Annotated in this window: 21 protein-coding genes and 3 pseudogenes; 12 read left to right on the forward strand and 12 right to left on the reverse strand. The window is 69.5% G+C overall.

Annotation, left to right across the window (positions count from 1 at the left end; all coding sequences use genetic code 11):
• Positions 1 to 120: 120 nt before the first annotated feature.
• From ACFPIH_RS39620 to ACFPIH_RS39645, 6 genes are all read right to left on the reverse strand, one after another.
• On the reverse strand, positions 121 to 1,866 hold the full coding sequence (locus ACFPIH_RS39620) for a DoxX family membrane protein (protein WP_381183012.1): 1,746 nt from the start codon (positions 1,864 to 1,866) through the stop codon (positions 121 to 123).
• A gap of 127 nt (positions 1,867 to 1,993) precedes the next feature.
• A complete protein-coding gene (gene rlmB / locus ACFPIH_RS39625; protein ID WP_381183010.1) occupies positions 1,994 to 2,935 on the reverse strand; it encodes a 23S rRNA (guanosine(2251)-2'-O)-methyltransferase RlmB in 942 nt (313 codons plus the stop codon).
• Between the two features lie 107 nt (positions 2,936 to 3,042).
• On the reverse strand, positions 3,043 to 4,443 hold the full coding sequence (cysS, locus tag ACFPIH_RS39630) for a cysteine--tRNA ligase (RefSeq protein WP_381183008.1): 1,401 nt from the start codon (positions 4,441 to 4,443) through the stop codon (positions 3,043 to 3,045).
• Positions 4,444 to 4,475: 32 nt separating this feature from the next.
• Complete coding sequence (gene ispF / locus ACFPIH_RS39635) at positions 4,476 to 5,000, reverse strand: 2-C-methyl-D-erythritol 2,4-cyclodiphosphate synthase (protein ID WP_381183006.1); 525 nt, start codon at positions 4,998 to 5,000, stop codon at positions 4,476 to 4,478.
• On the reverse strand, positions 4,990 to 5,742 hold the full coding sequence (gene ispD / locus ACFPIH_RS39640) for a 2-C-methyl-D-erythritol 4-phosphate cytidylyltransferase (protein WP_381183004.1): 753 nt from the start codon (positions 5,740 to 5,742) through the stop codon (positions 4,990 to 4,992). The genes ispF and ispD overlap by 11 nt, the downstream gene beginning before the upstream one ends.
• Positions 5,743 to 6,092: 350 nt before the next feature.
• On the reverse strand, positions 6,093 to 6,575 hold the full coding sequence (locus tag ACFPIH_RS39645) for a CarD family transcriptional regulator (protein WP_003953493.1): 483 nt from the start codon (positions 6,573 to 6,575) through the stop codon (positions 6,093 to 6,095).
• Between the two features lie 666 nt (positions 6,576 to 7,241).
• Between ACFPIH_RS39645 and ACFPIH_RS39650 the strand changes: the two genes are divergently transcribed.
• The gene (locus ACFPIH_RS39650) at positions 7,242 to 7,892 is read left to right on the forward strand and encodes a copper chaperone PCu(A)C (protein ID WP_381183002.1); all 651 of its coding nucleotides are present in this window, start codon (positions 7,242 to 7,244) and stop codon (positions 7,890 to 7,892) included.
• Between the two features lie 103 nt (positions 7,893 to 7,995).
• On the opposite strand, the gene phoP is transcribed toward ACFPIH_RS39650, so the two are convergent.
• Both phoP and phoR read right to left on the reverse strand, forming a co-directional pair.
• Positions 7,996 to 8,667 carry a two-component system response regulator PhoP gene (phoP, locus tag ACFPIH_RS39655; protein WP_004000192.1) on the reverse strand — a complete coding sequence of 224 codons (672 nt, stop codon included), beginning with the start codon at positions 8,665 to 8,667 and terminating at the stop codon, positions 7,996 to 7,998.
• 5 nt (positions 8,668 to 8,672) lie between these two features.
• Complete coding sequence (gene phoR, locus ACFPIH_RS39660) at positions 8,673 to 10,034, reverse strand: two-component system sensor histidine kinase PhoR (protein ID WP_381183000.1); 1,362 nt, start codon at positions 10,032 to 10,034, stop codon at positions 8,673 to 8,675.
• A gap of 323 nt (positions 10,035 to 10,357) precedes the next feature.
• On the opposite strand from phoR, the gene phoU reads away from it, so the two are divergent.
• The 4 genes from phoU (at position 10,358) to ACFPIH_RS39680 (ending at position 12,990) form a co-directional block, all read left to right on the forward strand.
• Positions 10,358 to 11,059, forward strand: coding sequence for a phosphate signaling complex protein PhoU (gene phoU / locus ACFPIH_RS39665; protein WP_381182998.1), 702 nt, complete (start codon positions 10,358 to 10,360; stop codon positions 11,057 to 11,059).
• Between the two features lie 448 nt (positions 11,060 to 11,507).
• On the forward strand, positions 11,508 to 11,666 hold the full coding sequence (locus ACFPIH_RS39670) for a hypothetical protein (protein ID WP_381182997.1): 159 nt from the start codon (positions 11,508 to 11,510) through the stop codon (positions 11,664 to 11,666).
• A 247-nt stretch (positions 11,667 to 11,913) separates the two neighbouring features.
• On the forward strand, positions 11,914 to 12,615 hold the full coding sequence (locus tag ACFPIH_RS39675; RefSeq protein WP_381182995.1) for a rhomboid family intramembrane serine protease: 702 nt from the start codon (positions 11,914 to 11,916) through the stop codon (positions 12,613 to 12,615).
• A 168-nt stretch (positions 12,616 to 12,783) separates the two neighbouring features.
• Positions 12,784 to 12,990, forward strand: coding sequence for a hypothetical protein (locus tag ACFPIH_RS39680; RefSeq protein ID WP_381182993.1), 207 nt, complete (start codon positions 12,784 to 12,786; stop codon positions 12,988 to 12,990).
• 160 nt (positions 12,991 to 13,150) lie between these two features.
• Here ACFPIH_RS39680 and ACFPIH_RS39685 read toward each other — a convergent pair whose 3' ends face one another.
• The gene (locus ACFPIH_RS39685; protein ID WP_381182991.1) at positions 13,151 to 14,053 is read right to left on the reverse strand and encodes an alpha/beta hydrolase; all 903 of its coding nucleotides are present in this window, start codon (positions 14,051 to 14,053) and stop codon (positions 13,151 to 13,153) included.
• A gap of 41 nt (positions 14,054 to 14,094) precedes the next feature.
• Here ACFPIH_RS39685 and ACFPIH_RS39690 point away from each other — a divergent pair, with 41 nt between their 5' ends.
• The gene (locus ACFPIH_RS39690) at positions 14,095 to 14,568 is read left to right on the forward strand and encodes a MarR family winged helix-turn-helix transcriptional regulator (protein ID WP_381182989.1); all 474 of its coding nucleotides are present in this window, start codon (positions 14,095 to 14,097) and stop codon (positions 14,566 to 14,568) included.
• Between the two features lie 268 nt (positions 14,569 to 14,836).
• Here the strand turns inward: ACFPIH_RS39690 and ACFPIH_RS39695 are convergent, their stop codons facing one another.
• Positions 14,837 to 15,097 carry a siderophore-interacting protein gene (locus ACFPIH_RS39695; protein WP_381182987.1) on the reverse strand — a complete coding sequence of 87 codons (261 nt, stop codon included), beginning with the start codon at positions 15,095 to 15,097 and terminating at the stop codon, positions 14,837 to 14,839.
• Positions 15,098 to 15,140: 43 nt separating this feature from the next.
• Positions 15,141 to 15,269: pseudogene (locus ACFPIH_RS39700) on the reverse strand (siderophore-interacting protein); the annotation flags it as partial.
• A gap of 98 nt (positions 15,270 to 15,367) precedes the next feature.
• Between ACFPIH_RS39700 and ACFPIH_RS39705 the strand changes: the two are divergent.
• From ACFPIH_RS39705 to ACFPIH_RS39730, 6 genes and pseudogenes are all read left to right on the forward strand, one after another.
• Complete coding sequence (locus tag ACFPIH_RS39705; RefSeq protein WP_381182985.1) at positions 15,368 to 16,153, forward strand: helix-turn-helix domain-containing protein; 786 nt, start codon at positions 15,368 to 15,370, stop codon at positions 16,151 to 16,153.
• Positions 16,154 to 16,363: 210 nt separating this feature from the next.
• Positions 16,364 to 17,536: a 4-hydroxybenzoate 3-monooxygenase gene (locus tag ACFPIH_RS39710; RefSeq protein ID WP_381182983.1), complete on the forward strand. Its 1,173-nt coding sequence runs from the start codon at positions 16,364 to 16,366 to the stop codon at positions 17,534 to 17,536.
• Between the two features lie 162 nt (positions 17,537 to 17,698).
• A pseudogene (locus ACFPIH_RS39715) lies at positions 17,699 to 17,803 on the forward strand (ABC transporter permease); the annotation flags it as partial.
• Positions 17,804 to 17,928: 125 nt separating this feature from the next.
• Positions 17,929 to 18,726, forward strand: coding sequence for a DUF1963 domain-containing protein (locus ACFPIH_RS39720; RefSeq protein ID WP_381182981.1), 798 nt, complete (start codon positions 17,929 to 17,931; stop codon positions 18,724 to 18,726).
• A gap of 173 nt (positions 18,727 to 18,899) precedes the next feature.
• Positions 18,900 to 19,241 (forward strand): hypothetical protein, encoded by a 342-nt coding sequence (locus ACFPIH_RS39725; RefSeq protein WP_381182979.1) that lies wholly within the window; start codon positions 18,900 to 18,902, stop codon positions 19,239 to 19,241.
• Between the two features lie 967 nt (positions 19,242 to 20,208).
• A pseudogene (locus ACFPIH_RS39730) lies at positions 20,209 to 20,562 on the forward strand (transposase); the annotation flags it as partial.
• 422 nt (positions 20,563 to 20,984) lie between these two features.
• On the opposite strand, the gene ACFPIH_RS39735 reads toward ACFPIH_RS39730, so the two are convergent.
• Positions 20,985 to 22,094, reverse strand: coding sequence for a hypothetical protein (locus ACFPIH_RS39735; RefSeq protein WP_381183025.1), 1,110 nt, complete (start codon positions 22,092 to 22,094; stop codon positions 20,985 to 20,987).
• Positions 22,095 to 22,944 lie beyond the last annotated feature (850 nt).

Below are 22,944 nucleotides of genomic sequence, written 5' to 3' on the forward strand. Positions count from 1 at the left end.
CTGAAAAGCGCCCGGCACCCCCATCGCCGTCTTAGGGGCGCGGGGAACTGCGCGACCAGCCCCCACCGCCCCGCACCCGACAACGAAAGCCGTCAAACGAAAGCCGCTAGTCGAAAGCCGCTACCCCAGCAACCCCCCCACCAGCCCCGGCTGACCCGAGGAAGTCGACGAGCCCCCCTCCTCAGCCCCACCCCCCGCACCGCCGGAGGCATCCGCGCCGCCGGAAGTCGGCCCCGCACTGGTGCTGGGCGCCTGCTCCACCGGCGCGGGCTGCGGCGGCGGAGCCTGCCCCGCACTGCCCTGGGTCTGGCTCGGCGCACCCGCCGTGGCGCCGCCGGTGCCCGTGTCCCGGGCGGCCGGCGCGCTGTCCGTGCCGGCCGTCGGCGCGGCCTCGGCGGTCGGCGTGCTCTCGGTCGGCGCGGTGGACGCGGCGGGCTCGCTGGACGACGCCCGGTGCGTGCCGGACTCCTCCGGGAGCGGGGAGCCGGGCAACTGGTTGCGCGGCGCCTCGCCGGGACCGGGCACGACCACCCGGTCGGCACTGCGGACGGCACCGCCGAGGAGGGAGCCGACGAGCAGCGTCAGGCCCACGGCGATCGCGGTGACCAGGGCGCCGCGGCGCAGTACGTACCGGCGCAGCTCCCACAGGTCGGCGCGGGGGCCGAGGCGCCGCCAGGCACCGGCGGCGAGCCGGCCGTCGATGGAGTAGACGGGGGCGCCGGCGATGATCAGCGGCGACCAGGCGGCGAGGTAGATGATGTCGGGGGTGTCGTAGACCGGGACGGTCTTCCAGCTGACGGTGACGATGAGCGCCGCCGACAGCAGCGCGCCCACGACGGCCGCGACCCGCTGCCAGCACCCCAGGACCGTGAGGACGCCCACGACGACCTGGAGGAAGGCGATGACGAGCCCGGAGCCGACGGGGTGCTGCAGGGCCAACTGCCGCAGTGGTTCGGCGACTTCCCAGGGGTGCAGGGTGTTGAGCCACTTCACCATGGAGCCGCGCTTGCCGCCGTCGAAGTAGACGGGGTCGCACAGCTTGCCCATGCCGGCGTAGACCGAGATGAAGCCGAGGAAGACGCGGAGCGGGAGGAGGACCACGCCCAGGTTCATCCGGCGGCCGGGGAAGTAGGCGTGCCGTGCGGGGTCGTAGGCCTGCCGCCGGTGGCTGCGCGGCTCGCCGTCCGCCTCCGCGATCGGATCCCCGAAGTCCTCGAACTCGGCGTCGTCGTAGGCGGGTTGGTCGTAGGCGGGTTCGTCGTAGGCGCTGCCCACGGTGCGCATGTTCGGCAGCAGGCGGTTCTCGCCGGCGACCGGGGCGCGCTGGGCGCCGACGACCGGGGTCTCGAGGGTCTGCGCGGCGAGGCCGCCGTCGTAACCGTCCCCGGCGTACCCCCCACCGCCGCCGTAGCCGTCTCCGACGCGGGGGATGACCTGGGTGGCGCCGGCGTCGGCCGGGACCGGTTCGCCGTGGCCCACACTGCCCGCCCGCACCGCCTGGAGCAGACGGTGGGCGCCGGTGTCGTCCGGGGCGGTCTGGCCGCTCCAGACGACCGGCCGGCGGCGGGCACCGGAAGCGGCGCCCGCTCTGCCCGCCGTCCCGACGACGGGGATGCGCGCCGTGTCCTCGGCGGCGCTCGGGTGCCGGGAGATCCGCGGAGACTGGCTGCGCCGCGCCGACGAGCCGAGCCGCACGCGGAAGCTCACGTGATTGACGATGATCTGCGCCGGATCGCTCGGCACCTTCACCATGCTCAGCGCGGGAGCGTCGTCGAATCCGGAATCGAATCCGGAACCGAATCCGGAGTTGAATCCCGACGAGCGGTCCCCCGTGGGTGTGCGGGGTGTTCTGGTGTCCACACTCATCTAACCGAGTGACGTGTGTTTAGGACACTGCTTTGACCCGCCGGATCTGTCCGGGCTCCGTCAAGGTTGCACCACCTGCCACGACCCGCCGCGGTTAACCCGTCGGAGTGACCGTCCGGAAGCCCGTTCAGGCCCGGCGCCGAGCCGCCTCGTACAGCACGATCCCCGCCGCCACACCGGCGTTGAGCGATTCCGCGCCACCCGGCATCGGGATCCGCACGCGGTGGTCGCAGGTCTCGCCGACCAGCCTCGACAGGCCCTTGCCCTCGCTGCCGACGACGATGACGACCGGGCCGTCCAGGGCGTCCAGTTCGCCGATCTCGGCCTCGCCGTCGGCGGCCAGGCCGACCACCGCGATGCCGGCCTTCTTGTAGGCCTCCAGCGCGCGGGTGAGGTTGGTGGCGCGGGCGACGGGCGTACGGGCGGCCGTACCGGCGGACGTCTTCCAGGCACCGGCGGTCATCCCGGCCGCGCGCCGCTCGGGGACGACGACACCGTGGCCGCCGAACGCGGTGACCGAGCGGACGACGGCACCCAGGTTGCGCGGGTCCGTCACCCCGTCGAGGGCGACGATCAGCGGGTCCTCGCCGTGGTCGTGGGCGGCGCCGACCAGGTCCTCGGGGTGCGCGTACTCGTACGGCGGGACCTGGAGGACGAGCCCCTGGTGGTTGAGGCCGTTGGTCATCCGGTCCAGCTCGGGGCGCGGCGCCTCCATGAGGTTGATGCCGCCGCGCTCGGCCGCGAGCTGCAGCGCCTCGCGCACCCGCTCGTCGTTGTCGATGAACTGCTGGACGTAGAGGGTGGAGGCGGGCACACCCTCGCGCAGCGCCTCGACGACCGGGTTGCGGCCCACGACCATCTCGGACGTGCCCTTGCCGCCCCGGCCGCGGACCACCGGACGGCGCTGGACCTGCTTGGCCTTGGCGCCGGCGATGCGGTTCTTCTTGTGCCCCTTGCGCATCTCGGCGGGCGGGGTCGGCCCCTTGCCTTCCAGGCCCCGGCGCCGCTGGCCGCCACTGCCGACCTGCGCGCCCTTCTTGCCGGACATGCGGCGGTTGTTGGCTGCCATGACCTACCTGTTCTCTACGGAGTTTCTACGGAGTCGTTCGTACGTCTATGCAGTGTGCCGCCCGGAAGGCCGGGCGGCACAATCGATCAAGGACCATCCACCGGCGGCTAGCGCGGAGCGAGCGTCCAGCGTGGCCCCTGCGGGCCGTCCTCGATGGTCAGTCCGGACTGGTTGAGCTGGTCACGGATGGCGTCCGCGGTCGCCCAGTCCTTCCGCGCGCGCGCCGCCTCCCGCTGGTCGAGAACCAGACGTACGAGGCTGTCGACGACGCCGTGCAGATCCTCGCCCTTCTCGCCCTCGCCGGCCCAGTGCGGGTCGAGCGGGTCGAGTCCGAGGACGCCGAGCATCGCGCGCACCTCGGCGAGGCGGGCCACCGCGGCTTCCTTGTCGTCGGCGGCGAGCGCGGAGTTGCCCTGCCGTACCGTCGTGTGCACGACGGCGAGCGCCTGCGGGACACCCAGGTCGTCGTCCATCGCCTCGGCGAACGCCGGCGGCACCTCGGCGGCGGGTTCGACAGCACCCCCCGCGAGCTCGACCACACGCTGTGCGAAGCCCTCGATCCGCGCGAACGCCGACTCGGCCTCGCGCAGCGCCTCCTCGCTGTACTCGATCATCGAGCGGTAGTGCGGGGTGCCGAGGTAGTAGCGCAGCACGATCGGCCGCCACTGCTTGACCATCTCGGACACGAGCACCGAGTTCCCGAGCGACTTCGACATCTTCTCGCCGCTCATGGTGACCCAGGCGTTGTGCACCCAGTACGAGGCGAAGTCGTCGCCGTAGGCCTTGGCCTGGGCGATCTCGTTCTCGTGGTGCGGGAAGATCAGGTCGAGGCCGCCGCCGTGGATGTCGAAGGCGGAGCCCAGGTACTTGTGGGCCATCGCCGAGCACTCCAGGTGCCAGCCGGGCCGGCCGCGTCCCCAGGGCGTCTCCCAGTCGGGCTCGCCCGGCTTGGTCGCCTTCCACATGGCGAAGTCGCGGGAGTCGCGCTTGCCGGTGATGCCCTCCTCGGTGGGCTGGCGCAGATCGTCGATGTCCTGGTTGGACAGCGCCAGGTAACCGGGGTAGGAGCGCACGTCGAAGTAGACGCTGCCGTCCGCCTCGTAGGCGTGACCGCGCTCGATGAGACCGCGCATCATCTCGATCATCTCGGGCACGTGCCCGGTGGCACGCGGCTCGTACGTCGGCGGGAGGCAGCCCAGGGCCTGGTAACCGTCGTTGAACGCGCGCTCGTTGTCGTACCCGATGGACCACCAGGGGCGGCCCTGGTCGTACGACTTGACGATGATCTTGTCGTCGATGTCGGTGACGTTGCGGATGAACGTGACGTCGTAGCCGCGGTACTCGAACCAGCGGCGCATGATGTCGAAGTTCAGACCCGAGCGGATGTGTCCGATGTGCGGGGCCGCCTGCACGGTGGCGCCACAGAGGTAGATCGAGACACAACCCGGCGTGAGCGGGATGAAGTCACGGATCTGCCGGGCGCTGGTGTCGTACAGGCGAATAGTCACGACTCCAGGGTAGTGGGCGGTGGGGGTTGTACTCACCCCTGTCTGACCACCAACGCCGTGGCCACCGCCATCAGCCCCTCGCCCCGGCCCGGGAAGCCGAGTCCGTCCGTGGTCGCGCCCGACACGGACACCGGCGCTCCGGCCGCCTCCGACAGCAGCTTCTGCGCCTCGTCCCGCCGCTTCCCGATCTTCGGCCTCGGGCCGACGACCTGTACGGCGATGTTCCCGATGACGAAGCCCGCCTCGCCCACGATCCGCGCCGCCTCCGTCAGCAGCGTCACCCCGGAGGCGCCGGACCACTCGGGACGGCCCGTGCCGAAGTGCTGCCCGAGGTCCCCCAGGCCCGCCGCCGAGAAGAGCGCGTTGCAGGCGGCGTGCGCGACGACGTCCGCGTCGCTGTGGCCGGCCAGGCCCGGGCCCTCGCCCTCCCACCTCAGCCCCGCGCACCACAGCTCACGGCCCTCCTCGAAGGCGTGGATGTCGGTGCCGATGCCGACCTGGGGAAGCACGTAGGGCCCACCCGGCGGCAGCCGGACATCAGACGCTTCAGAAGCCATCGTTGAGCCTCCTGCGGGCCAGGACCGCCTCCGCGAGGACCAGGTCGAGCGGGCGGGTCACCTTGAAGGCCTCCTCGTGGCCGGGGACGACCACCACCGTCAGGCCGAGCTGCTCGACCATGCTCGCGTCGTCGGTGACGTCCTCGGTGACCGTCTCGTGGGCGCGGATCAGGGTCGCGCGGTCGAAGCCCTGCGGGGTCTGTACGGCCCGCAGCCGGGCCCGTACCGGGGTGGCGACGACCGGTTCGGGGTCGCCCGGGGTCGCGGCCGGTTCGACCTCCTTGACCGTGTCGGCGAGCGGCAGCGCCGGGACGACGGCCGGGGCGCCCGCGCGGACGGCCTCGATGACGGCGTCCACCGTGTCCACCGGGACGAGCGGACGGGCGGCGTCGTGCACGAGCACGATGTCGTGGCCGGGCGGCAGCGCGTCCAGGCCCAGCTTCACGGACTCCTGGCGGGTCTCGCTGCCGGGGACGACGACGAAGTCGGTGCGGTCGGGCAGCGCGTACGCGTCGAGCAGCGACTTGACCTCGGCGGCGCCGTCCGGCGGGGCCACGACGACGACCAGGGACACCGCGCGGGAGGCGGCCATCGCGCGCACGGCGTGGATCAGCATGGGGGTCCCGCTCAGCGCGCGGAGCGCCTTGGGGGCGCCCGGACCGAGGCGTACGCCCTTTCCGGCGGCCGGAATCACCGCGGCCGTACGGGAGGGCGCGGTCGGGGGACGCGAATCGTCAGACATCGGTTCCTGTCAGGTTTGTGTGCTCGGCCTACGTGGGTACGGAGACAGCGTGCCGGGCGCGACGCCTTGACCGGACCCTTCCGTGACGCGCCGGTCGAGCCGCTTCCGGGCCCGGCACGCAAAGTATCGGGGTTTCCCCGAAGTGGACGCCCGCTGGGACGTACGTACTCGCTACGTACCCCTACGCGAAGTGGGCGTCGCCACGTGTCACGCAGGGCGCTCGGCATCCGGACGCGAACATGCCGCAGCGCCCGGCGACGAGAAATACGTCATCGGGCACCGCGGCATTTCGGTGTTCTTCTCCGTACGCGCTGCTGAGGTCGGCTCCCGCCGAGGTCAGGACGCCGGCGTCAGGACGCGAGAACCTCGTCGAGCAGAGCCTCGGCCTTGTCCTCGTTGGTGTTCTCCGCGAGGGCGAGTTCGCTCACCAGGATCTGGCGGGCCTTGGCGAGCATGCGCTTCTCACCGGCGGACAGTCCGCGCTCGCGCTCGCGACGCCACAGGTCACGTACGACTTCCGCGACCTTGATGACATCGCCGGAGGCGAGCTTCTCCAGATTTGCCTTGTAACGACGCGACCAGTTCGTGGGCTCCTCGGCGTACGGCGCACGCAGCACCTCGAAGACCCGGTCCAGCCCGTCCTGACCGACCACATCACGCACGCCGACGAACTCCGCATTGTCCGCTGGCACACGTACCGTCAGGTCACCCTGGGCGACCTTCAGCACCAAGTAGGTCTTGTCCACGCCTTTGATCTGGCGAGTTTCGATGGCCTCGATCAGCGCGGCCCCGTGATGGGGATAGACCACGGTGTCGCCAACCTTGAACGTCATGTGACAGGTACCCCTTCCGTGGCTATCCAGAGTAACACGGAAACGGCGGTTCCTGAATGGCGTTTTCGCAGGTCAGGGCATATCTCGGGGCTTGACAACAGCGACAGGAACGTGCTTCGGACGGCTCACGGAAGCAGGTATCCGCAGGTCGGAGCGGCTCTCCAAGGGGAGGGAAACCCGTACGTTACACGCATCCGGAGACCCGCCCAGTCGGCCGAACGTCCACATATGTCCGCTTCCAAGTGTGCGACTTCCGCTACTCCGTTCGGCGTCCCTGGCCGGATACGAGCGGTTTCCGGAATTGATCACGACCGCGCCCGAACCGCCGGTGATCAATTTCAGCACGGCCTCGCATTCCTTCACGGAAAATCCGCGAGCGGAGTCGGGAGGCGGTTTTACGGAATGACGGACGACCGGGAAGACCGATGAGTAGACCGGAAGCGAAGCCAATGTGACTGGTGGGTCACTGGTGAGTGCCGTGAAGGGTGGGAGAGGGGTGGGAGAAGGGTGGCGGTGGCGCCTCTGGAGCCCCCTGGAACGCGCTAGAGGCGGGTCGGGTGCGGCGGCCCGGGAACGGCTCGGTAACCTAAGGCCGCTGACAGACCCTTAGGGCGGCTTTATTCACCAGGCGAGCCGCCCGTGTGCGTTCAAGGAGATGCCGCCGCCGTGAGCAGCAGCCTTCGACGCGGCGCCCTCGCCGCATCCGCCCTAGCGTTCTCGATCGCCACGCTCGCCGCCTGCGGCGCAGGCAACAACAGCCAGACGCTGGAGATCAAGCCGGACAACGCCGCCACCAGCGTCGGCGACATCAAGATCCAGAACGCGATCGTCATCACGCAGCCCGATCCGGCGGGCAGCGGCCCGGTCGCCGTCTCCGCGACCATCTTCAACACCGGTCGTACCGACCAGACGCTGGACTCGATCGACGTCGAGGGCCTCGGCTCCGCGAAGCTCTCGCCCGCCGAGGGCAAGGGCAAGCTGACCGTCCCGGCCGGCGGTTCCGTCGTCATCGGCGGCGACGGCAACGCCTCCGCCGTCCTGGAGCACTCCGGCGAGGACTCCCTCGACGGCAACGCCCAGAAGACCACCTTCACGCTCAGCGACACCGGCGCGGTGACCCTGCGGGCCTTCGTCGTCCCGGCCGACAGCTACTTCTCCAGCTGGGGCCCCACCGACGTCCCGAGCGCTCCGGAGGAGTCCGCCTCCGGCTCCCCCTCGGCCTCGGAGTCCCCCACCGGGGAAGGCTCCGAGTCTGGCAGCCCGACGGACACGGGCTCCCCGTCGGCGACGTCGTCGGACACGGCGACGACCGGCTGAGCGCCGTACACACAGCGCGGAGGAGGGCGGCACCCCACGCGGGGGTACCGCCCTCCTCGCACTCGCACCCAGGAACCCCCGGAAGCCGGCTCACGGCTACGGCTTACGGCTCGAACTTGTAGCCGAGACCGCGCACCGTCACCAGGTAACGCGGCGCCCCCGGATCCGGCTCGATCTTGGCGCGCAGGCGCTTGACGTGAACGTCGAGGGTCTTGGTGTCACCGACGTAGTCGGCGCCCCAGACCCGGTCGATGAGCTGCATACGGGTCAGCACACGGCCGGCGTTGCGCAGCAGCATCTCCAGCAGGTCGAACTCCTTGAGGGGAAGGTCGACCTTGGAGCCGGAGACCGTCACGACGTGGCGGTCGACGTCCATACGGACCGGACCCGCCTCCAGGGCGGCCGGGGTCACCTCCTCCGGCTCACCGCGGCGGCGCAGGACGGCCCGGATACGGGCGACCAGCTCCCGCGAGGAGAACGGCTTGGTGACGTAGTCGTCGGCTCCTATTTCCAGCCCGACGACCTTGTCGATCTCACTGTCCTTGGCGGTCACCATGATCACGGGAACGTTGGAGCGGCCGCGCAGCTGCCGGCACACCTCCGTGCCGGGCAGCCCCGGCAGCATCAGGTCGAGGAGGACGAGGTCGGCGCCGTTGCGCTCGAACTCGTCGAGTCCGTCGGGGCCGGTGGTCGCGACGGCGACCTCGAAGCCCTCCTTGCGGAGCATGTACGACAGGGCGTCGGAGAAGGACTCCTCGTCCTCGACGACGAGCACTCGGGTCACGGAAGGACCTCCGGGGCGGAAAGCGTCTGATACGCGGTCGAATCGGGGGATGAGGCGTGGGATGTGGCGTGGCGGCGGGCGCCGTCGTCCTGCACGTCCTCGTCGTTGAGGTCGCTGAGGTCGTGGGGGTCGTGAGGGTCGTGAGGGTCGTACGTGTTCTCGATGCCGTCGAGGTCCGGATGCTGCTGCGCCCGGTCGCGGTCGCGGGCGGCGCCCGCCTCGGGCAGCCGCAGCGTGAACGTGGAGCCCTGTCCCTCGGCGCTCCACACCGTGACCTCCCCGCCGTGCGAGGCGGCCACGTGCTTGACGATCGCGAGCCCGAGGCCCGTACCGCCGGTGGCCCGGGAGCGGGCCGGGTCGACGCGGTAGAAGCGCTCGAAGATGCGCTCCTTGTCCTTGTCGGAGATGCCGATGCCCTGGTCGGTCACGGCGATCTCGATCAGGTCGCCGCCGGACGCGATCACGCGCTGGGCGGCTATGCCGACGCGGGTGCGGGCGGGCGAGTAGTTGACGGCGTTCTCGACCAGGTTGCCGAGGGCGGCGGCCAGCTGGCCGCGGTTGCCCCAGACACGCAGGTCGGCTGTGCCGCCGGCGGCCATGGTGATCTGCTTGGTGCCGGCCTGGTGCCGGCAGCGGTCGACGGCTTCGGCGACCAGTTCGTCGACGCCGACGGGCTCGGCGTCCTCCAGCGGGTCGTCGTTCTGCACCCGCGAAAGATCGATCAGTTCCTGCACCAGATTCGTCAGCCGGGTGGCCTCGATCTGCATCCGCCCGGCGAACCGCTCCACCGCCTCGGGGTCCTCGGAAGCGTCCATGACGGCCTCGGAGAGGAGGGAGAGCGCGCCGACCGGGGTCTTCAGCTCATGGCTGACGTTCGCCACGAAGTCCCGTCGTACCGCCTCGATACGACGGGCCTCGGTGAGGTCCTCGACGAGGAGGAGGACGAGCCGGGAGCCGAGCGGGGCCACCCGCGCGGAGACCGCGAGGGCTTCCCCGCGTCCGGTCCCGCGCCGGGGCAGATCCAGCTCGACCTGGCGTATCTCGCCGTCGCGGCGGGTGTCCCGGGCCATTTTCAGCATCGGCTCGATGGCCAGTTTTCCGCCACGGACCAGCCCGAGGGCGTACGCCGCCGAGCTGGCCTTGACGACGGCGTCGGCCTCGTCGAGGACGACGGCCGAGGAGCGCAGCACCGAGAGGACCGTGTCCACGCCCGGCGGAAGCATCGGGTCGGTGTGCAGGGAGGTGCGGGTGGGGCGGGCCTGGTCGCGTTCACTCCAGCGGAACGCCAGCATGGCGATGACACCGGTGAGTACCCCGGCGATCGCTGCCGCTGCGGCGACCGCCGCGTTCACGTCCATGCGTCCAGGTTAGGCACGGGATCCGGTCCGGCCACAGCCATCGAGGTGCGACCTCGGACACTCGTCGCTCAGAGTTCACCTTGGAGCCAGGGGTGGTTCATTTGAGGTGGCGGAATCCGACGCGTACGGGGCGGACCGTCTGAGCATGGGGTTCAGGAGAACCCCGAAGAGCTCCTGCAGACGCTCCGATGGCTCGAACGAGCCCTCATGGGCTCCAATAGCTTCAGAACAAAGTACAGAAGTTCGAGACGCACGTGACGGACGAGACGCGACGTGACGACGCACGAAGCGTACGAGACGTACAAGTACGAGAGGGAACCCTGATGCGGGACGCGTACCACGAGGAACTGGACTCGATCGGCGACAGCCTGGTGGAGATGGCCCGGCTGGTTGGGTCGGCGATCGGGCGCGCCACGACCAGCATGCTCGACGCCGATCTGAAGCTTGCCGAGAGCGTCATCGAGAACGACCAGAGGGTCGACGAACTACAGCACGACCTCGAGGCCAAGGCGATAGCCCTGCTGGCCCGGCAGCAGCCGGTCGCCACCGACCTGCGGATCGTCGTCACCTCGCTGCGGATGTCGGCCGACCTGGAGCGCTCCGGCGACCTCGCCCAGCACGTGGCGAAGCTCGCCCGGCTGCGCTTCCCCGGCCGCGCCGTGCCGCATGACCTGCACGCCACGATCCTGGAGATGGGCCAGCTCGCGCAGCGCCTGATGGCGAAGGCGGCGGAGTGCATCATCACCAAGGACGTCGACCTCGCCCTCCAGATGGAGCAGGACGACGACGAGATGGACCTCCTGCACCGCACCCTGTTCCAGCACCTGATCGACGACCGCTGGAAGCACGGCATAGAGACGGCGGTCGACGTCACCCTGCTGGGCCGCTACTACGAGCGCTTCGCCGACCACGCGGTGGCGGTCGCCAAGCGCGTCGTCTTCCTGGTCACCGGCGAACACGCGGACGAACTCCAGCCGGACATCCAGCCCGACATCAAGCCGACAACGGGGCCGGAGGGGGCGTAGGGACCGGGGCGGGGCGGGTCGGGTCGGGTCGGGTCTTGACCGGCAAGCCGGGGTTTGACCGGCGGGTCGCGGCTTGATGGGCGGGTCGCGGGCTTGATGGGCGGATCCGGGCTTGCCCGGCGAGTCCCGGCTCGACGGGCGAGTCCCGGCTTACGGCTTACCGCCTACCGCTTAATCGAGCCTGGGCCCCCACGGCTGACTCGTGGCCACCGGCTCACTCGGGACGACCCCGGCTTGCTCGGAGCTACACCGGTTCACTCGGGACGACCCCGGCTTGCTCGGAGCCGCCACGGCTTGCCCGGAGTCGCCCCGGGTTCTGTCTGAGCCGCCCGGGCTTGTTCGGGGCTGTTCGGGGCGGGCGCAAGCGCCTGTGCGCCGTTGATGCGCCCGACGCAGCGGGCGTGCAATGGGCACAGGCCGTACGGCCCCAAGCCTCCGGGAGGAACCCATGGCCGAGTCCCCGAGCACTCCCCAGCCCGACCCCACCCAGGAACGCCCGACCGAGCAGCGCGCCGAGATCAGAAACCTGACGCTGATCGGCGCCTGCGGCTGCGGCTCGGGCTGCGGCTGCGGCTGCCAGTCGGGCAGCCCGTGTCAGTGCGGCTGAGGACGGCCGTAGCAGGGATACGAGCAGAGACGCGGGACCCCGGCGAAGGCACCGGGATCCCGCCCTCCGCTCACAGCAGTCAGGCTCTCCACCCTTACGGCCGTAGCAGCGCCCGGGACGCAGCCCGAGGGCGGGGCGGCACTGACGCGGGGCCGCCCGCCGTGCTCCACGCCGCATTGTGCAACACGCGGAAACCGCCATCATGGACGTGGATTCCACACGGGTTGGGCACGGGGAGGAACGGACCATGGACAGACCGACGGGCACGGTGGTGACGAGTCCCGAACGGATGATCACGGAGGCACGCAAGGCGTTCTTCGTGATGTTCGGTTTCCTGGCGGTCGTCTGGCTGGTCCAACTGGTCAACTACACCGACGACTACACACCGGCCCGCGAGTACGGCGTGGTCTCCGGCGATCTCGGCTCCCTCCCGCACATCCTCACCGCCCCCTTCCTGCACTGGAGTTGGGCGCACATCGAGAGCAACTCCGGCCCGCTCTTCATCTTCGGCTTCCTGGCCGCGTACCGGGGAGTGGTCCGTTTCCTCGGCCTGAGCCTGCTGGTGGCGGTGACCAGCGGTCTCGCCGTGTGGTTCTTCGAGGGCGCCCACACGGACACGGTCGGCGCGAGCGGTCTGATCTTCGGCTACTTCGGCTACGTCGTCGTCCGCGGCCTCTTCGACCGCCACCTCATAGACACCCTCATCGGCATCGTCATGGCGGCGTCCTTCGCCTACATGCTGACGGTGGCCGTCCCCGGCACCCCGGGCGTCAGCTGGCTGGCCCACCTGGGCGGCCTGGCCGGCGGCCTGCTGGGGGCATGGCTGTTCCGCGAGCGCCGGCGAAAGTCACCCACGGACGACAAGACCCCCACCTCACCCTCCGCCCTCCCCACGAACACCTCCCGGGCGGACCTCCACAAGGAACTGGGCGACCTGGGCCTCCTGTAACCGAAACGGGAAATACGCCTGGCGAACAACCGGAACCGGACCCCACGGGGTGCAGCCACCTACACCATCGACCCGGTAGGGCACCCCATGGTTCCGGCAGCCGGTCGACGGCATCGTTGAACCAACGGATCCCAGAGGTTCGCAGTCGCCGTCCGGAAGGAAAGTCCCATGAAGTCGCCGCTGTCCTCGAAGACGACCACCACCGCCGACGACCGGAGCGAGACCTCGGCCGAGAGCACCCTCGCCCCGCTGCTCGCCGCCTGGGACCTGGCACACCCCACCGTCACCGACCCCGAGTGGCGCCACCTCCTGGACGAGCTCGCCCACCCCCGCACCACCCAGGCCTTCCAGCGCCTCGCCCTGGCCACAGCCTGAGCCCGCCGGCACCGGAGCGGGGCGGACCTCCTCGTGCAGCAAGTCCTCGCCGCCTCGACCTGGACCTGACCGCCCGGACCATGCCGGGCCCGCGCACGCCCGCCGATGACACGGCCGCGGTCTCGGGGTGATGCCCCGTCGCACTGGTGCGGTTGGGGCGTCAGGGGGTGGAGATGTGCTGGGTGAGGAAGAGGGCGGCGCGGTCGAGTGCCTGGTCGGCTTCGTCGAGGGTGCCGCCGGCGAAGGCCTGGAAGACGTGGGGGGCGTCGGCGGTGATGTCGAGGATGACGTCGACTCCGGCGTCGCGTGCGCAGGCGGCGAGGCGGGTGGAATCGTCGAGGAGGATCTCGTTGGTGCCCACCTGGATGAGGAGCGGGGGGAACCCGGTCAGGTCGGCGAAGAGGGCCGGACTGAGCAGGGGCTGCTCGGGGTCCTGGCCGGCGAGGTACATGGCCCCGGTGTGCATCACGGCCTCGCGGGTGAAGATCGGATCGATGCCGTCCTTGGTCGTCATGCTTTCCCCGGTCCGGGTGGCGTCCAGGCCCGGGGAGAAGGTCACGATCACGGCGGGCAGCGGAAGCCCCGCGTCGCGGGCGGCCAGGGCGGTGGTGACCGAGTAGCCGCCGCCGGCGGAGTCCCCGGCGAACGCGATGGCGGACGGGTCCAGGCCGCTGTCGAGGAGGGCGCGGTAAGCGCTCAGGTTGTCTTCCAGACCAGCCGGGAACGGGTGCTCGGGGGCCAGCCGGTAGTCCACCGAGTACGAGTCGAACCCGGTCTTCGAGACGAGCTGCGCGGTCAGCGACAGCGCGGTCTCGGGGGAGCCGAAGACGAAGCCGCCACCGTGGAAGTACAGGATCGTGCCCGGGCGCGCGCCGTTGTCCGGTGTGACGTGCAGGGCGGGTCGGCCGCCGAGCGTGGTCTGAGTGGTACGGACGTCGTCCGGCACGATCATCGTGTCCATGAGTGCCCTGAACCCGGCGCGCAGCTCCTCGACGGAGCGCTGGCCCTCGGGCCGGGGCTGGCGGAGCATCGCTTCGACCTTGGCGAGTTGTTCCTTGCTCATCTGCTTCCTCCTGTGGAATGGCTTCCTCTACACTATATGCCGTGGCATATAAATCGGATGGCATCGCCGACCTCCAGGGATTCTTCGCGGATCTTGTCCGCTGCGAGACGCGCCTGTACAACGCGCTGAACGACCGCCTGCGCGAGCGGCACGGGATCGTGACGTCGCAGTTCGAGTTCCTGCGGTTCCTGCGCGAGCACCCGGGGTCCCGGGTGGCCGACCTCGCCGCGGAATTCGCCATCGGCGCCGGCGCGACCAGCAAGGGCGCCGACCGCCTGGAGAAGCAGGGATGGATCGTCCGCCAGACCAACCCGGCGGACCGCAGATCCTCACTCCTGGCGCTGACCGACGACGGCTCACAGCTCCTCGATGCCGCCGAGACCACTTTCGCCGCGGGCCTGAGCGAGCTGGTCGAAGGCGCCCTCGACCAGTCCACGACGGCAGCCGCCGCCCGGGCCCTCCGCCAGCTGCGCTCCGCACTCGAACGCGACCAGGTCGGCACCCCCACCGGCTGAAAGCGCCAGCCCGGCCAACGACTCGACGCCGAACCGCCGAACCGCCGAACCGCCGACAGAGCCGGTGGCCGGCCGCACCGCCCTGCGACCAGGAACTGCCCAGGAGCTGCCCAGGAACTGCCCACGAACTCCCCGAACAGGAATCCGTGGGTTTCGGAGCCTTGCCGAACTCCGAGCGGCACCCCGACGCTGTCACTGAACGCTTGAGCTCGCCATCGTTTGCCGACAGGTGGGCGGGTGCGGCGCCAAACCCGGCGTCACGCGACGGTCAGAGGCCGGCTCTGCCGTGGCTGAAGTAGCCGCGGAAGGAGATGTCGGACTTGGGAATCTGGCGTTCGCCGACGAGATGCCGCCGGATGCCGGTGGCCAGCGAGGACTCACCCGCGGTCCAGGCGCAGAAGCGGCCGTCGGGAAGCTGGGCCTGCCTCACCGCTTGCGGGGCGAGGACGCCGGGTTTCGCACAGGGGTCGCGGCGGGGCAGCCAGTGGATCGTGGTGCCCGGGGGCACGGTGAAAGGCGTCGTCGTCATCGGGATCGGCGAAGAAGAGGCGGCCGGACTGGTCGTACCCGGACTGCTCCAGGTGCCGGACGTCGTCCCCGCCCAGCGTGATGGACATGAAGTGCGGGCTGATCTGTTCGCTGGCCTGGACGTTCAGCGACAGCATCCGTCGGCTGCGCGGGCGCTGGATTCGGGGCGCCATCGTCAGCGGCTCTCTCGGCTGCGGGCCTGGTTGTCCATACTCATGAGGCAACTGTGGGCTCCACCGGAGCAGCCGAGCCACCGGTAAACTGACGTCTGATGCCGAAAGGCCGCCACGTTTCGACGACGCCCTCGGAGCCAGAAGAAGCGCCGCTTCAAGGTGCTGCCTGGCTGCCGCACGGCTACCACCTCGACCCGCACTCGCACGCCCAAGGCCAGATTGTGTACGCAGCTGCCGGCGCGCTCGCCACCGCGACGGAGCGTGGAACATGGGTCGCCCCGGCCAACCGTGTCACATGGACGCCGCCGCGGTTCGCTCACTCCCACCGCTTCTACGGCGAGACCGACGTCCGCCTCCTCGCCGTCCCGCTCGACCTGTGCGGGGAGCTCGTGGACCACCCCAGCGTCTTCGCGGTGAGCCCACTCCTGCGCGAAGCGCTCCTGGCGCTCACCGACAAGCCGGAGAGACGGCCCGGCGCGCACAAGCGACTGCTCACCGTGATCGTCGATGAACTCGCGGATGCCGCCGAGCAGTCCCTGCATCTGCCCGAAGCCAGTGATGACCGGCTGCGCGCCGCCACCGCTCTCCTACATGAAGATCCTGCCCGGCTCGCCACCCTGGCGGAGCTGGGGCGATCGGTGGGGGCGAGTGAGCGCACCTTGAGCCGCCTGTTCCACGCCCAACTGGGTATGAGCTTCCACCGCTGGCGCACTACCCTGCGCATCCATCACGCCCTGGCGCACCTCACCGACGGCATGTCCGTCACCGAGACCGCGGTGGTGTGCGGCTGGTCCAACCCCTCCAGCTTCATCGACGCCTTCACTGAAATCGTCGGCCAGACCCCCGGCCGATATCAGGCGGGCCTGCACAACGACAGAACGTAGCCGCGCCTTGCCTCAGCGCTCGGTTGCGCTCTCACAGCCGGGCACTCCAAGAGGTTGGCGGCTTTCCGGCATCTGCTGTCCAATCACCGGTGGTCTGCGCATCGGAGGGGTTCCAGAGTGGTGACCGTACGCCGCACCACCCGGGCGGCGCCGTCGTTCGCGCCACCGGCGTGATCGGCCACCGCTTTGAGCATGGAGGCTCGCACACACATGGCTGAGACACGCGAAAACACGGCGGTCGTCATCGTCGGGGCCGGCGTCGCCGGCCTGACACTCGGCAACTTCCTGCTGCGCGACGGCATCGACTGCATCGTGCTGGAAAAGCACCCCCGTGCCTATGTCGAGCAGCGTCAGCGCGCCGGGACCATCGACACCTTCGGGGTGCGCATGTTCCGCGAATGGGGCCTCGAAGAAGTGCTGGCCGGTGACCCCATCCCGCACAGCGAGGGCGGCTTCTACATCGACGGAGAAGCAATGCCGATCGACGTGGACGACGACAACAACGAGAGTCTCTACTGCCCGCAGCAGGTCCTGGTCCGCAACCTCACGGACGTTTTCCTGCGCGACGGCGGAGACCTCCGTTACGAGGCCACCGACGTGTCCCTGGACGACATCACCCGCGATCGCCCCCTTGTCCGCTACCGAGACACCGACGGCACGGCCGAGGCCATCGACTGCGACTTCATCGCCGGCTGCGACGGCTTCCACGGCGTGAGCCGACGCAGCATCCCCGCCTCCGCGCTGACCGAGTACTCCCACGAGTACGGGTACAACTGGCTCAGCGTCCTGGCCGCGGTCCCGACGAACCCGTCCGGCATGGCGATCCATTCGCTCGGTCTCGCCGGCATGATCCCCCGCGGCCCGCACGCCAGCCGCATCTACCTGCAGTGCTCGGTTGACGACACCCCCGAGCAGTGGCCGGACGAGCGCATCTGGAGCGAACTGGAAGCCCGGTTCGGAACTCCCGTGTCGACCGGCGCGATCATCGACAAGCGGATCGTGCCGCTGCGCAGCGTGGTGTTCGACCCGATGAGTTACGGCAAGCTGTACCTCCTCGGAGACGCGGCTCACATCGTCCCGCCGATGAGTGCCAAGGGCATCCATCTCGCCCTCCACGACACCGAGGTCTTCGCCCGCGCTGTCATCCGCCGGGTCAAGGAAGGCGATCCCGGCCTCCTCGACAGCTACTCGGAGACCTGCCTGCCCCACATCTGGAACTACCAGGCGTTCGCGACATGGATCACCGACACCATGCACAACGCCGGCTTCACCGGCTACGAGGGGGAGTTCCGCAAGCAGGTCGCCCGAGCCGAACTGCAGCGCCAGTTCACCTCGGACGCTGCGAACAAGCTCTTCAGTGAACTCACCGCCGGCACCAACTAGCACTGGCGCAGCGTCCCACTATCTCCCCTGGGCGAAGATGCCGTCATCGTCCACGTCCGGTTCTGGCGCGTCCGGGTCGCGCAGCGGGCGCAGACTGCCGCCGCGCGGTCGGCATGGGTGTGGCCGGCCCCAACGCCGAGGCGGCCGCCAACAGTGCACAGCCTGCTCGGCACCGAGATCGGCAACAACGGGTGGATCGCGACCGCCTGGTGCGTCACCCTGACCGTGCTCGGCTACCGCTGGTCGACGGCGCAGTTCAACCGCGACCGAAATGAGCGCCTGGGCTGCTTCCTGCAGCCCGTCCCGCTCCAGGGCGGCGTACTCCGACACCGCGTCGGCGTACGCCGCCCGGTCGGCCTCCTCGACCGGACGGAGGTTGGCAAGATCGTGGCATGCGGTTCGACGATCCTGGCAGCCTGAACGACGTGTGCACACAGCGGCTCGGTGAGAGGGCCGGTCGGCAGTTCGCTGCCATGGCCCGCCGTGGCTTTCAGCTGATCCGCCCAACCGGAAGGGCCGAGGCGACCGGTCTGTGTCGGCTTGGTGGTCCTGCCCTTCTTGAACCGGGGACGCTCTGGCCTGAACAGAACGGTGTTCCGCTGTCCTTGCACGCCGTACTGGACACGGATGCTCTCGCTACCTGGCTGGGTACAGAACTGCCCGTACGGTCCGGCCTGCTCAACTTCTTCTATCCGGATCCAGACCTGCCGTACGAGGATTACCGCAGACTGGACCTGTCCGACTCTCAGGTATGCCGCGTTATTCCCGCTCACCCGGCACAGGCGGTCGTGGTGACAGCCCCCCGACCAGCGAGAAGTTACCCGGCTGTGCCGGTCTACGCGGCCGAGGTAACCATGCTCCCGGATTGCTGGGACGTCGAGGACGACGACGTGGAGTTCGACAAGGACCAGCACTGGGGAGCGGCATCGCTGATTCTCAGCGAGATGGAAGATCTGGACGGAAACACCGCCGGGAGTCACTGTGCCTTCGGTTGGCCGGACACCTCGTACACGCTGAAGGTGTCGTCCCGCGACGCCGACGGCCCGGCCGTCCATCTGCTCCAACTTGCCGAGGACACCGAACTCGGATGGGGCTGGGGTGACGCCGGAACGTTGTACTTCACGATCCCGGCCGAGGCACTCGCGGCCGGCGACTACCGCCAGGTCGTGGCGCAGGCCCTCTGCTGTTGATCCGCTGCTGTTGATCCGCACAGCAGGAGATCGTTGCCGGAGGGCCCATCGCCATCGTCCCTTCTTCGGAACCGTGAATGGTGCGTTCGATGTCGTGTCATGTCGTGCACACAGCCGAGCCGAGATCCACCTCCTGTCTCCCCTGGGCGGGCTCCGCATTGTTCGGAGCTGCTATGGGCTGCGTCGCCTGGTCGCTGACCGTCTGGGCACGCGCATACTGCGACGCGGGTTACGACGCCGGCGGACGCTTCGAACTCAACTTCCTGCTCCCTCTTGTCGTGGGAGCCGAAGCACTGGTCGGGCTCGTGGCCCAGGCCATCGGCCGACGCCTGGTGCTTCGCGCGCCAACAGCGGTCCGCGCCTCACTGCCGACGCTGCTGGTGGTTGTTGCGACGGTGTGGTTGGCATGGTGGTTCTTCGCGACCCGAGGGACGCTGGACGGCTATCCCGGCGACTCTGGCCTCTGCCCCGTGAGTAACGTCCCGCCACCGTGGCCTGACTGGATCCCCGCCTGATCAGCCACACCTGATCACCGCTAGCCGGGACGTGCGGCCGCCCAATCGATCAACTATCGGACGGGGGTGGCTGCTGCGGTTGCGGTGGGCTGGCGGCGCCACCTACGTTGTTCCGTCTGAGCTGAGGCCGCTTGCTCCTGCTGACTTCATTGTGACGCGCTGGCGAGGGATCGCAGTCTCGTCAGGATGTGCTGTGGATGTTGAACTTACTGCTATGCAGGCTGTCCTTATTGCACTGATCGCTGTCGTCGGGACTCTGGGCGGATCCATCGTCACCGGAGTCCTCCAACGCCGCCACACTGACCGCGCCGCTGAACTGGCACGCCAAGAGCGGCAGAGACAGGAGCAGCGAACAGTTCTCTGCGATCTTGCGGAGGCATTGGTCGAGCTTCGCCGCCGGCAGATCTGGCGCTGGTCCACCAGACGTGACTACGGCACAGGCAATGACACATACCGCGAGGCCAAAGACGCTTGCTTTGAGGCACGCACGTTGAGCAGGTCGCGTCTGCTCCGGCTTAGGCTCACCGGCGCTCCAGACGTCGTCGTGGGTCTGGCCACGGTTGCTTTCGATGTATCCATAACCATCGAAGAGGCCGCGAACGTTGAAGAGTTGGACCGAAGATCAGAGGCATCCAGAGCAGCGATGGACTCATTCGTAGCTGCCGCAGCGCGGCATTGCGCCGACATGTAGTCGGGCATGCGAACACGGCTCCGGAGGCCCTTTGAGTCTCAGACAATGCGGCTGGTCAGAGCCGTGCAGGTGCTCGTTCGGCTGGGGCCCGGCCACAGATGGTCCACGAGGACATGCCCATCGCCTTAGAGGACATCTCATTTGGCGCGTTCGATAGCCTGCGGTCGTGGACATCGTGGAGCGTCTGGTGCCGGATGAGTTGTGGGAGTTGTTCGCGCGGGTGGTGCCACCGGCCCCGACACGGCCTCTGTTCGTGGCCACGTCAGGGTGCAGGGCGCCAGCCTCCACGACAGCCAGGCCCCGCAGCCCCTGGTCCGCGGGATCCCGCCGATCCGCTCCCGCCGCAGCCCACGCCGACGCAAGCCCGCCAAGCCGCACGCCGACAAGGGCTACGACTACGACCACCTGCGTCGATGGCTGCGCAAGCGCGGCATCACCCACCGCATCGCACGCAAGGGCATCGAATCTTCCACGCGACCGGGCCGCCACCGCTGGACGATCGAGCGCACCATGGCCTGACTCGCCGGCTGCCGTCGGCTCCACCGCCGCTACGAGCGCAAGGCTGAACACTTCCTGGCCTTCACCGCTATCGCCTGCACCCTCATTTGCTACCGCCGACTCGCCAAATGAGACGACATCTAAGGTCCTCATCACTCCCGGAGGGGTCGCAACAGTGCACGGGGCGCCAGATGCCGGACATCTCCGCAGCTCGTCCTCATCGCCCCTGAAGGGGTCGCAACCCGAGCGTGTTCATGGTGGGCGGCCTGGTGGTCATTGTCCTCATCAACTCCTGGTGGTCCAGCAGGTGCGACTCGTCGGTCACGACCGCGGTGCGTCCGCGTTCGTCGACCTCCGCGGCGGACGCCTGAACTGACGGGCATTCACCTCGCGCGGTTCCTACTAAACCCGTGCGAGGTACCGGTGGAGGTCAGGGAGTACCTGGCGGGTCGGCTGGAGATCGCCGACGCCGGAGCATCACCTGCTGGAACTGGAGCTGGCGGCCGCCGTCGAAGTCCGGCAGACGGCCGCGCAGCCGCTGACTGGGGAACGGCTCACTGGATCAGCTCGATGTGCGGATGGTCCGGGGATACCGGGCAGACGTGCAGCTGCAGATCGTAGCCTCGGGCGAGGTCGAGCATGGTCGGGTTGTGCGGTTCGGGATGGGTGCTGGATGACAGAGAGCGGGCTCGGTCCTCGTCGGGAATCCAGTCGGGATAGTTGGAGTTCCATTCGCCCGAGGCGATGGTCAGCAGCGGATCCATCTCGGTGCCGCATGAGGGGCAAAGCCGGGGTAGGGGATCGGTGAGGCCCCAACGGGTCCATCCACCGACCTTCCAGCCGGGAGCGACGGACATCCTGCCCGTGTAGAGCTCGTTGTAGAAATCCTTCGAGTAGGGCGTGTCAGAGCTGTCCAGCGGGTACGGCGTGTTGTCAAAGCTGTCCAGAGCGGCGCCGGCCGCCTGCCACCTGCGCCAGTCCTCCAGCTGCCGCTGGAGCTCCTTGCCCAGTTCCATGATGTTGGGGTATTCGGTGATCTGCTCCGGCGCGAGCAGGCACGGCTCCGGCAGGTAGCCGGGGAACTGGATCGCGGGCGGCTCGGGGGGTGTGTCGAGGATGTCGGTGACTGTGGCGGCGGACCGCCAGAACAGCGCGGTCTCGGGCTGCGCGGGGTGGTCGAAGGGGCACCACAGCACTTGGAGCAGATCTGCCTCGGCCTGCTTGGGCGGGCGCAGCAAGGGGACGTCGCGTACGTACAACTGGGCCACGGGCAGCATGGCGATCGGGCACTCGGGCCACGGGCGGCCGGCCTTGATCCGCTCCTCGATCGCCAGCTCCTCGGACGTGTACCGGATCCCCGGGGGATCGCCGCCCGGCCGGTTCGCCACCGCTGCCCGCATGCGTCGCCGCTGCCGCACGTCCTCGGGCGAGAGGATCTCGTTCCACCCGTCCCACTCGTGCGGTCCCTCGCAGTGCGGCCACGGCTCGTCGGCGGGCCACAGCAGCGGCCCGCCGACGGAGCTGTCGTACGGCGTGGGCGACCCGGGGCGGGGATGCAGCCGGGTCGCCGTGCGTGCCAGCGGGGACAGTTGCGGGGCGACCGCGGTGACGTCGACCAGCCGCGGCGGGGTGGTACGGATACGGAGTGCGTCGGCAATGCTCATTGCCCGCTCGGCGCACACCGACCGGATCTCGTCCAGCAGCTCGGGGTAGTGCTCGCCGTACGTGTTCAGCGCATGCCACACCGCGTCCAGTGCTGCTATGAGCGGGGCGGGCTTGGCGGCGGCGAGCACGGCGGGAAGAGCGAAGTGCGGCTGTGAGATCCGTCCCGGGGTGCGCGGCGTAACGGCAAGGGGCACCACGACGACCTTGCGCCCTGTGTCCGCGAACGGCGGCGGGACGTACGGCGGCCACTCCGGAGGTATCGCTTCGAGCACCGTCGTGTCCGGTACACGAGGGTCGGAGCGCAGGGCCTCCCGCATCCGGGCCGGGTCGTCGAACGGCGGCGGCAGAGGGCGTCCCTCTGCCGCCGCCGAGAGCGCCTGGGCGACCCACGGCACATCGGTCAGGCCCGCAGCCTCACAGGCCCGCCGCGCGGCCAGCAATGCCACTGCACGTTGGACCTCGGGACCCGCGACATCGAGGGCGTGTACCAGGTCGCTGTCGAAGCGGAGCAGACCGAGGACGTTGCTCTCGCGGGCACCGCGCAGCCTCTCGCTCGGCAGCCGCCCGCCCCACTCCCACTCCTCGTGGTGCAGGCGTCGCCCCTCGGCGGCTTGTTCGGCCCGCTCCTCGGCGGCCCGTTGGAACACCTGGCGAGTCAGGCGTTCGGCCTCGGCGAGCTGCTCGGGCGTACGCGCCGTCGCGCGCGCGTAGCCGTGCAGCTGCCCGGCCATGCGCGAGGTGTGGCGGATCACCTCGTCCGGGCGGGGTGGGGCAGGCCAGAACTGCAGGAGGTAGCTGTCCGCCCGGGATTCCCCGGCCACTCTGGTGGAGAGTTCCCGTCCCTCGTCC

It is taken from the genome of Streptomyces vulcanius (assembly GCF_042653945.1).
GTDB classification, from domain to species: domain Bacteria; phylum Actinomycetota; class Actinomycetes; order Streptomycetales; family Streptomycetaceae; genus Streptomyces; species Streptomyces mangrovi.

Bases quoted from the DNA above. Each gene is read 5' to 3' on its own strand.
- ACFPIH_RS39620 (WP_381183012.1), bottom strand. From the start codon at position 1,866: ATGAGTGTGGACACCAGAACACCCCGCACACCCACGGGGGACCGCTCG.
- rlmB (WP_381183010.1), bottom strand. From the start codon at position 2,935: ATGGCAGCCAACAACCGCCGCATGTCCGGCAAGAAGGGCGCGCAGGTC.
- ispF (WP_381183006.1), bottom strand. From the start codon at position 5,000: ATGGCTTCTGAAGCGTCTGATGTCCGGCTGCCGCCGGGTGGGCCCTAC.
- ispD (WP_381183004.1), bottom strand. From the start codon at position 5,742: ATGTCTGACGATTCGCGTCCCCCGACCGCGCCCTCCCGTACGGCCGCG.
- ACFPIH_RS39645 (WP_003953493.1), bottom strand. From the start codon at position 6,575: ATGACGTTCAAGGTTGGCGACACCGTGGTCTATCCCCATCACGGGGCC.
- phoR (WP_381183000.1), bottom strand. From the start codon at position 10,034: ATGGACGTGAACGCGGCGGTCGCCGCAGCGGCAGCGATCGCCGGGGTA.
- phoU (WP_381182998.1), top strand. From the start codon at position 10,358: ATGCGGGACGCGTACCACGAGGAACTGGACTCGATCGGCGACAGCCTG.
- ACFPIH_RS39670 (WP_381182997.1), top strand. From the start codon at position 11,508: ATGGCCGAGTCCCCGAGCACTCCCCAGCCCGACCCCACCCAGGAACGC.
- ACFPIH_RS39675 (WP_381182995.1), top strand. From the start codon at position 11,914: ATGGACAGACCGACGGGCACGGTGGTGACGAGTCCCGAACGGATGATC.
- ACFPIH_RS39680 (WP_381182993.1), top strand. From the start codon at position 12,784: ATGAAGTCGCCGCTGTCCTCGAAGACGACCACCACCGCCGACGACCGG.
- ACFPIH_RS39685 (WP_381182991.1), bottom strand. From the start codon at position 14,053: ATGAGCAAGGAACAACTCGCCAAGGTCGAAGCGATGCTCCGCCAGCCC.
- ACFPIH_RS39695 (WP_381182987.1), bottom strand. From the start codon at position 15,097: ATGACGACGACGCCTTTCACCGTGCCCCCGGGCACCACGATCCACTGG.
- ACFPIH_RS39705 (WP_381182985.1), top strand. From the start codon at position 15,368: ATGCCGAAAGGCCGCCACGTTTCGACGACGCCCTCGGAGCCAGAAGAA.
- ACFPIH_RS39710 (WP_381182983.1), top strand. From the start codon at position 16,364: ATGGCTGAGACACGCGAAAACACGGCGGTCGTCATCGTCGGGGCCGGC.
- ACFPIH_RS39720 (WP_381182981.1), top strand. From the start codon at position 17,929: ATGCGGTTCGACGATCCTGGCAGCCTGAACGACGTGTGCACACAGCGG.
- ACFPIH_RS39725 (WP_381182979.1), top strand. From the start codon at position 18,900: ATGGGCTGCGTCGCCTGGTCGCTGACCGTCTGGGCACGCGCATACTGC.
- ACFPIH_RS39735 (WP_381183025.1), bottom strand. From the start codon at position 22,094: ATGAGCATTGCCGACGCACTCCGTATCCGTACCACCCCGCCGCGGCTG.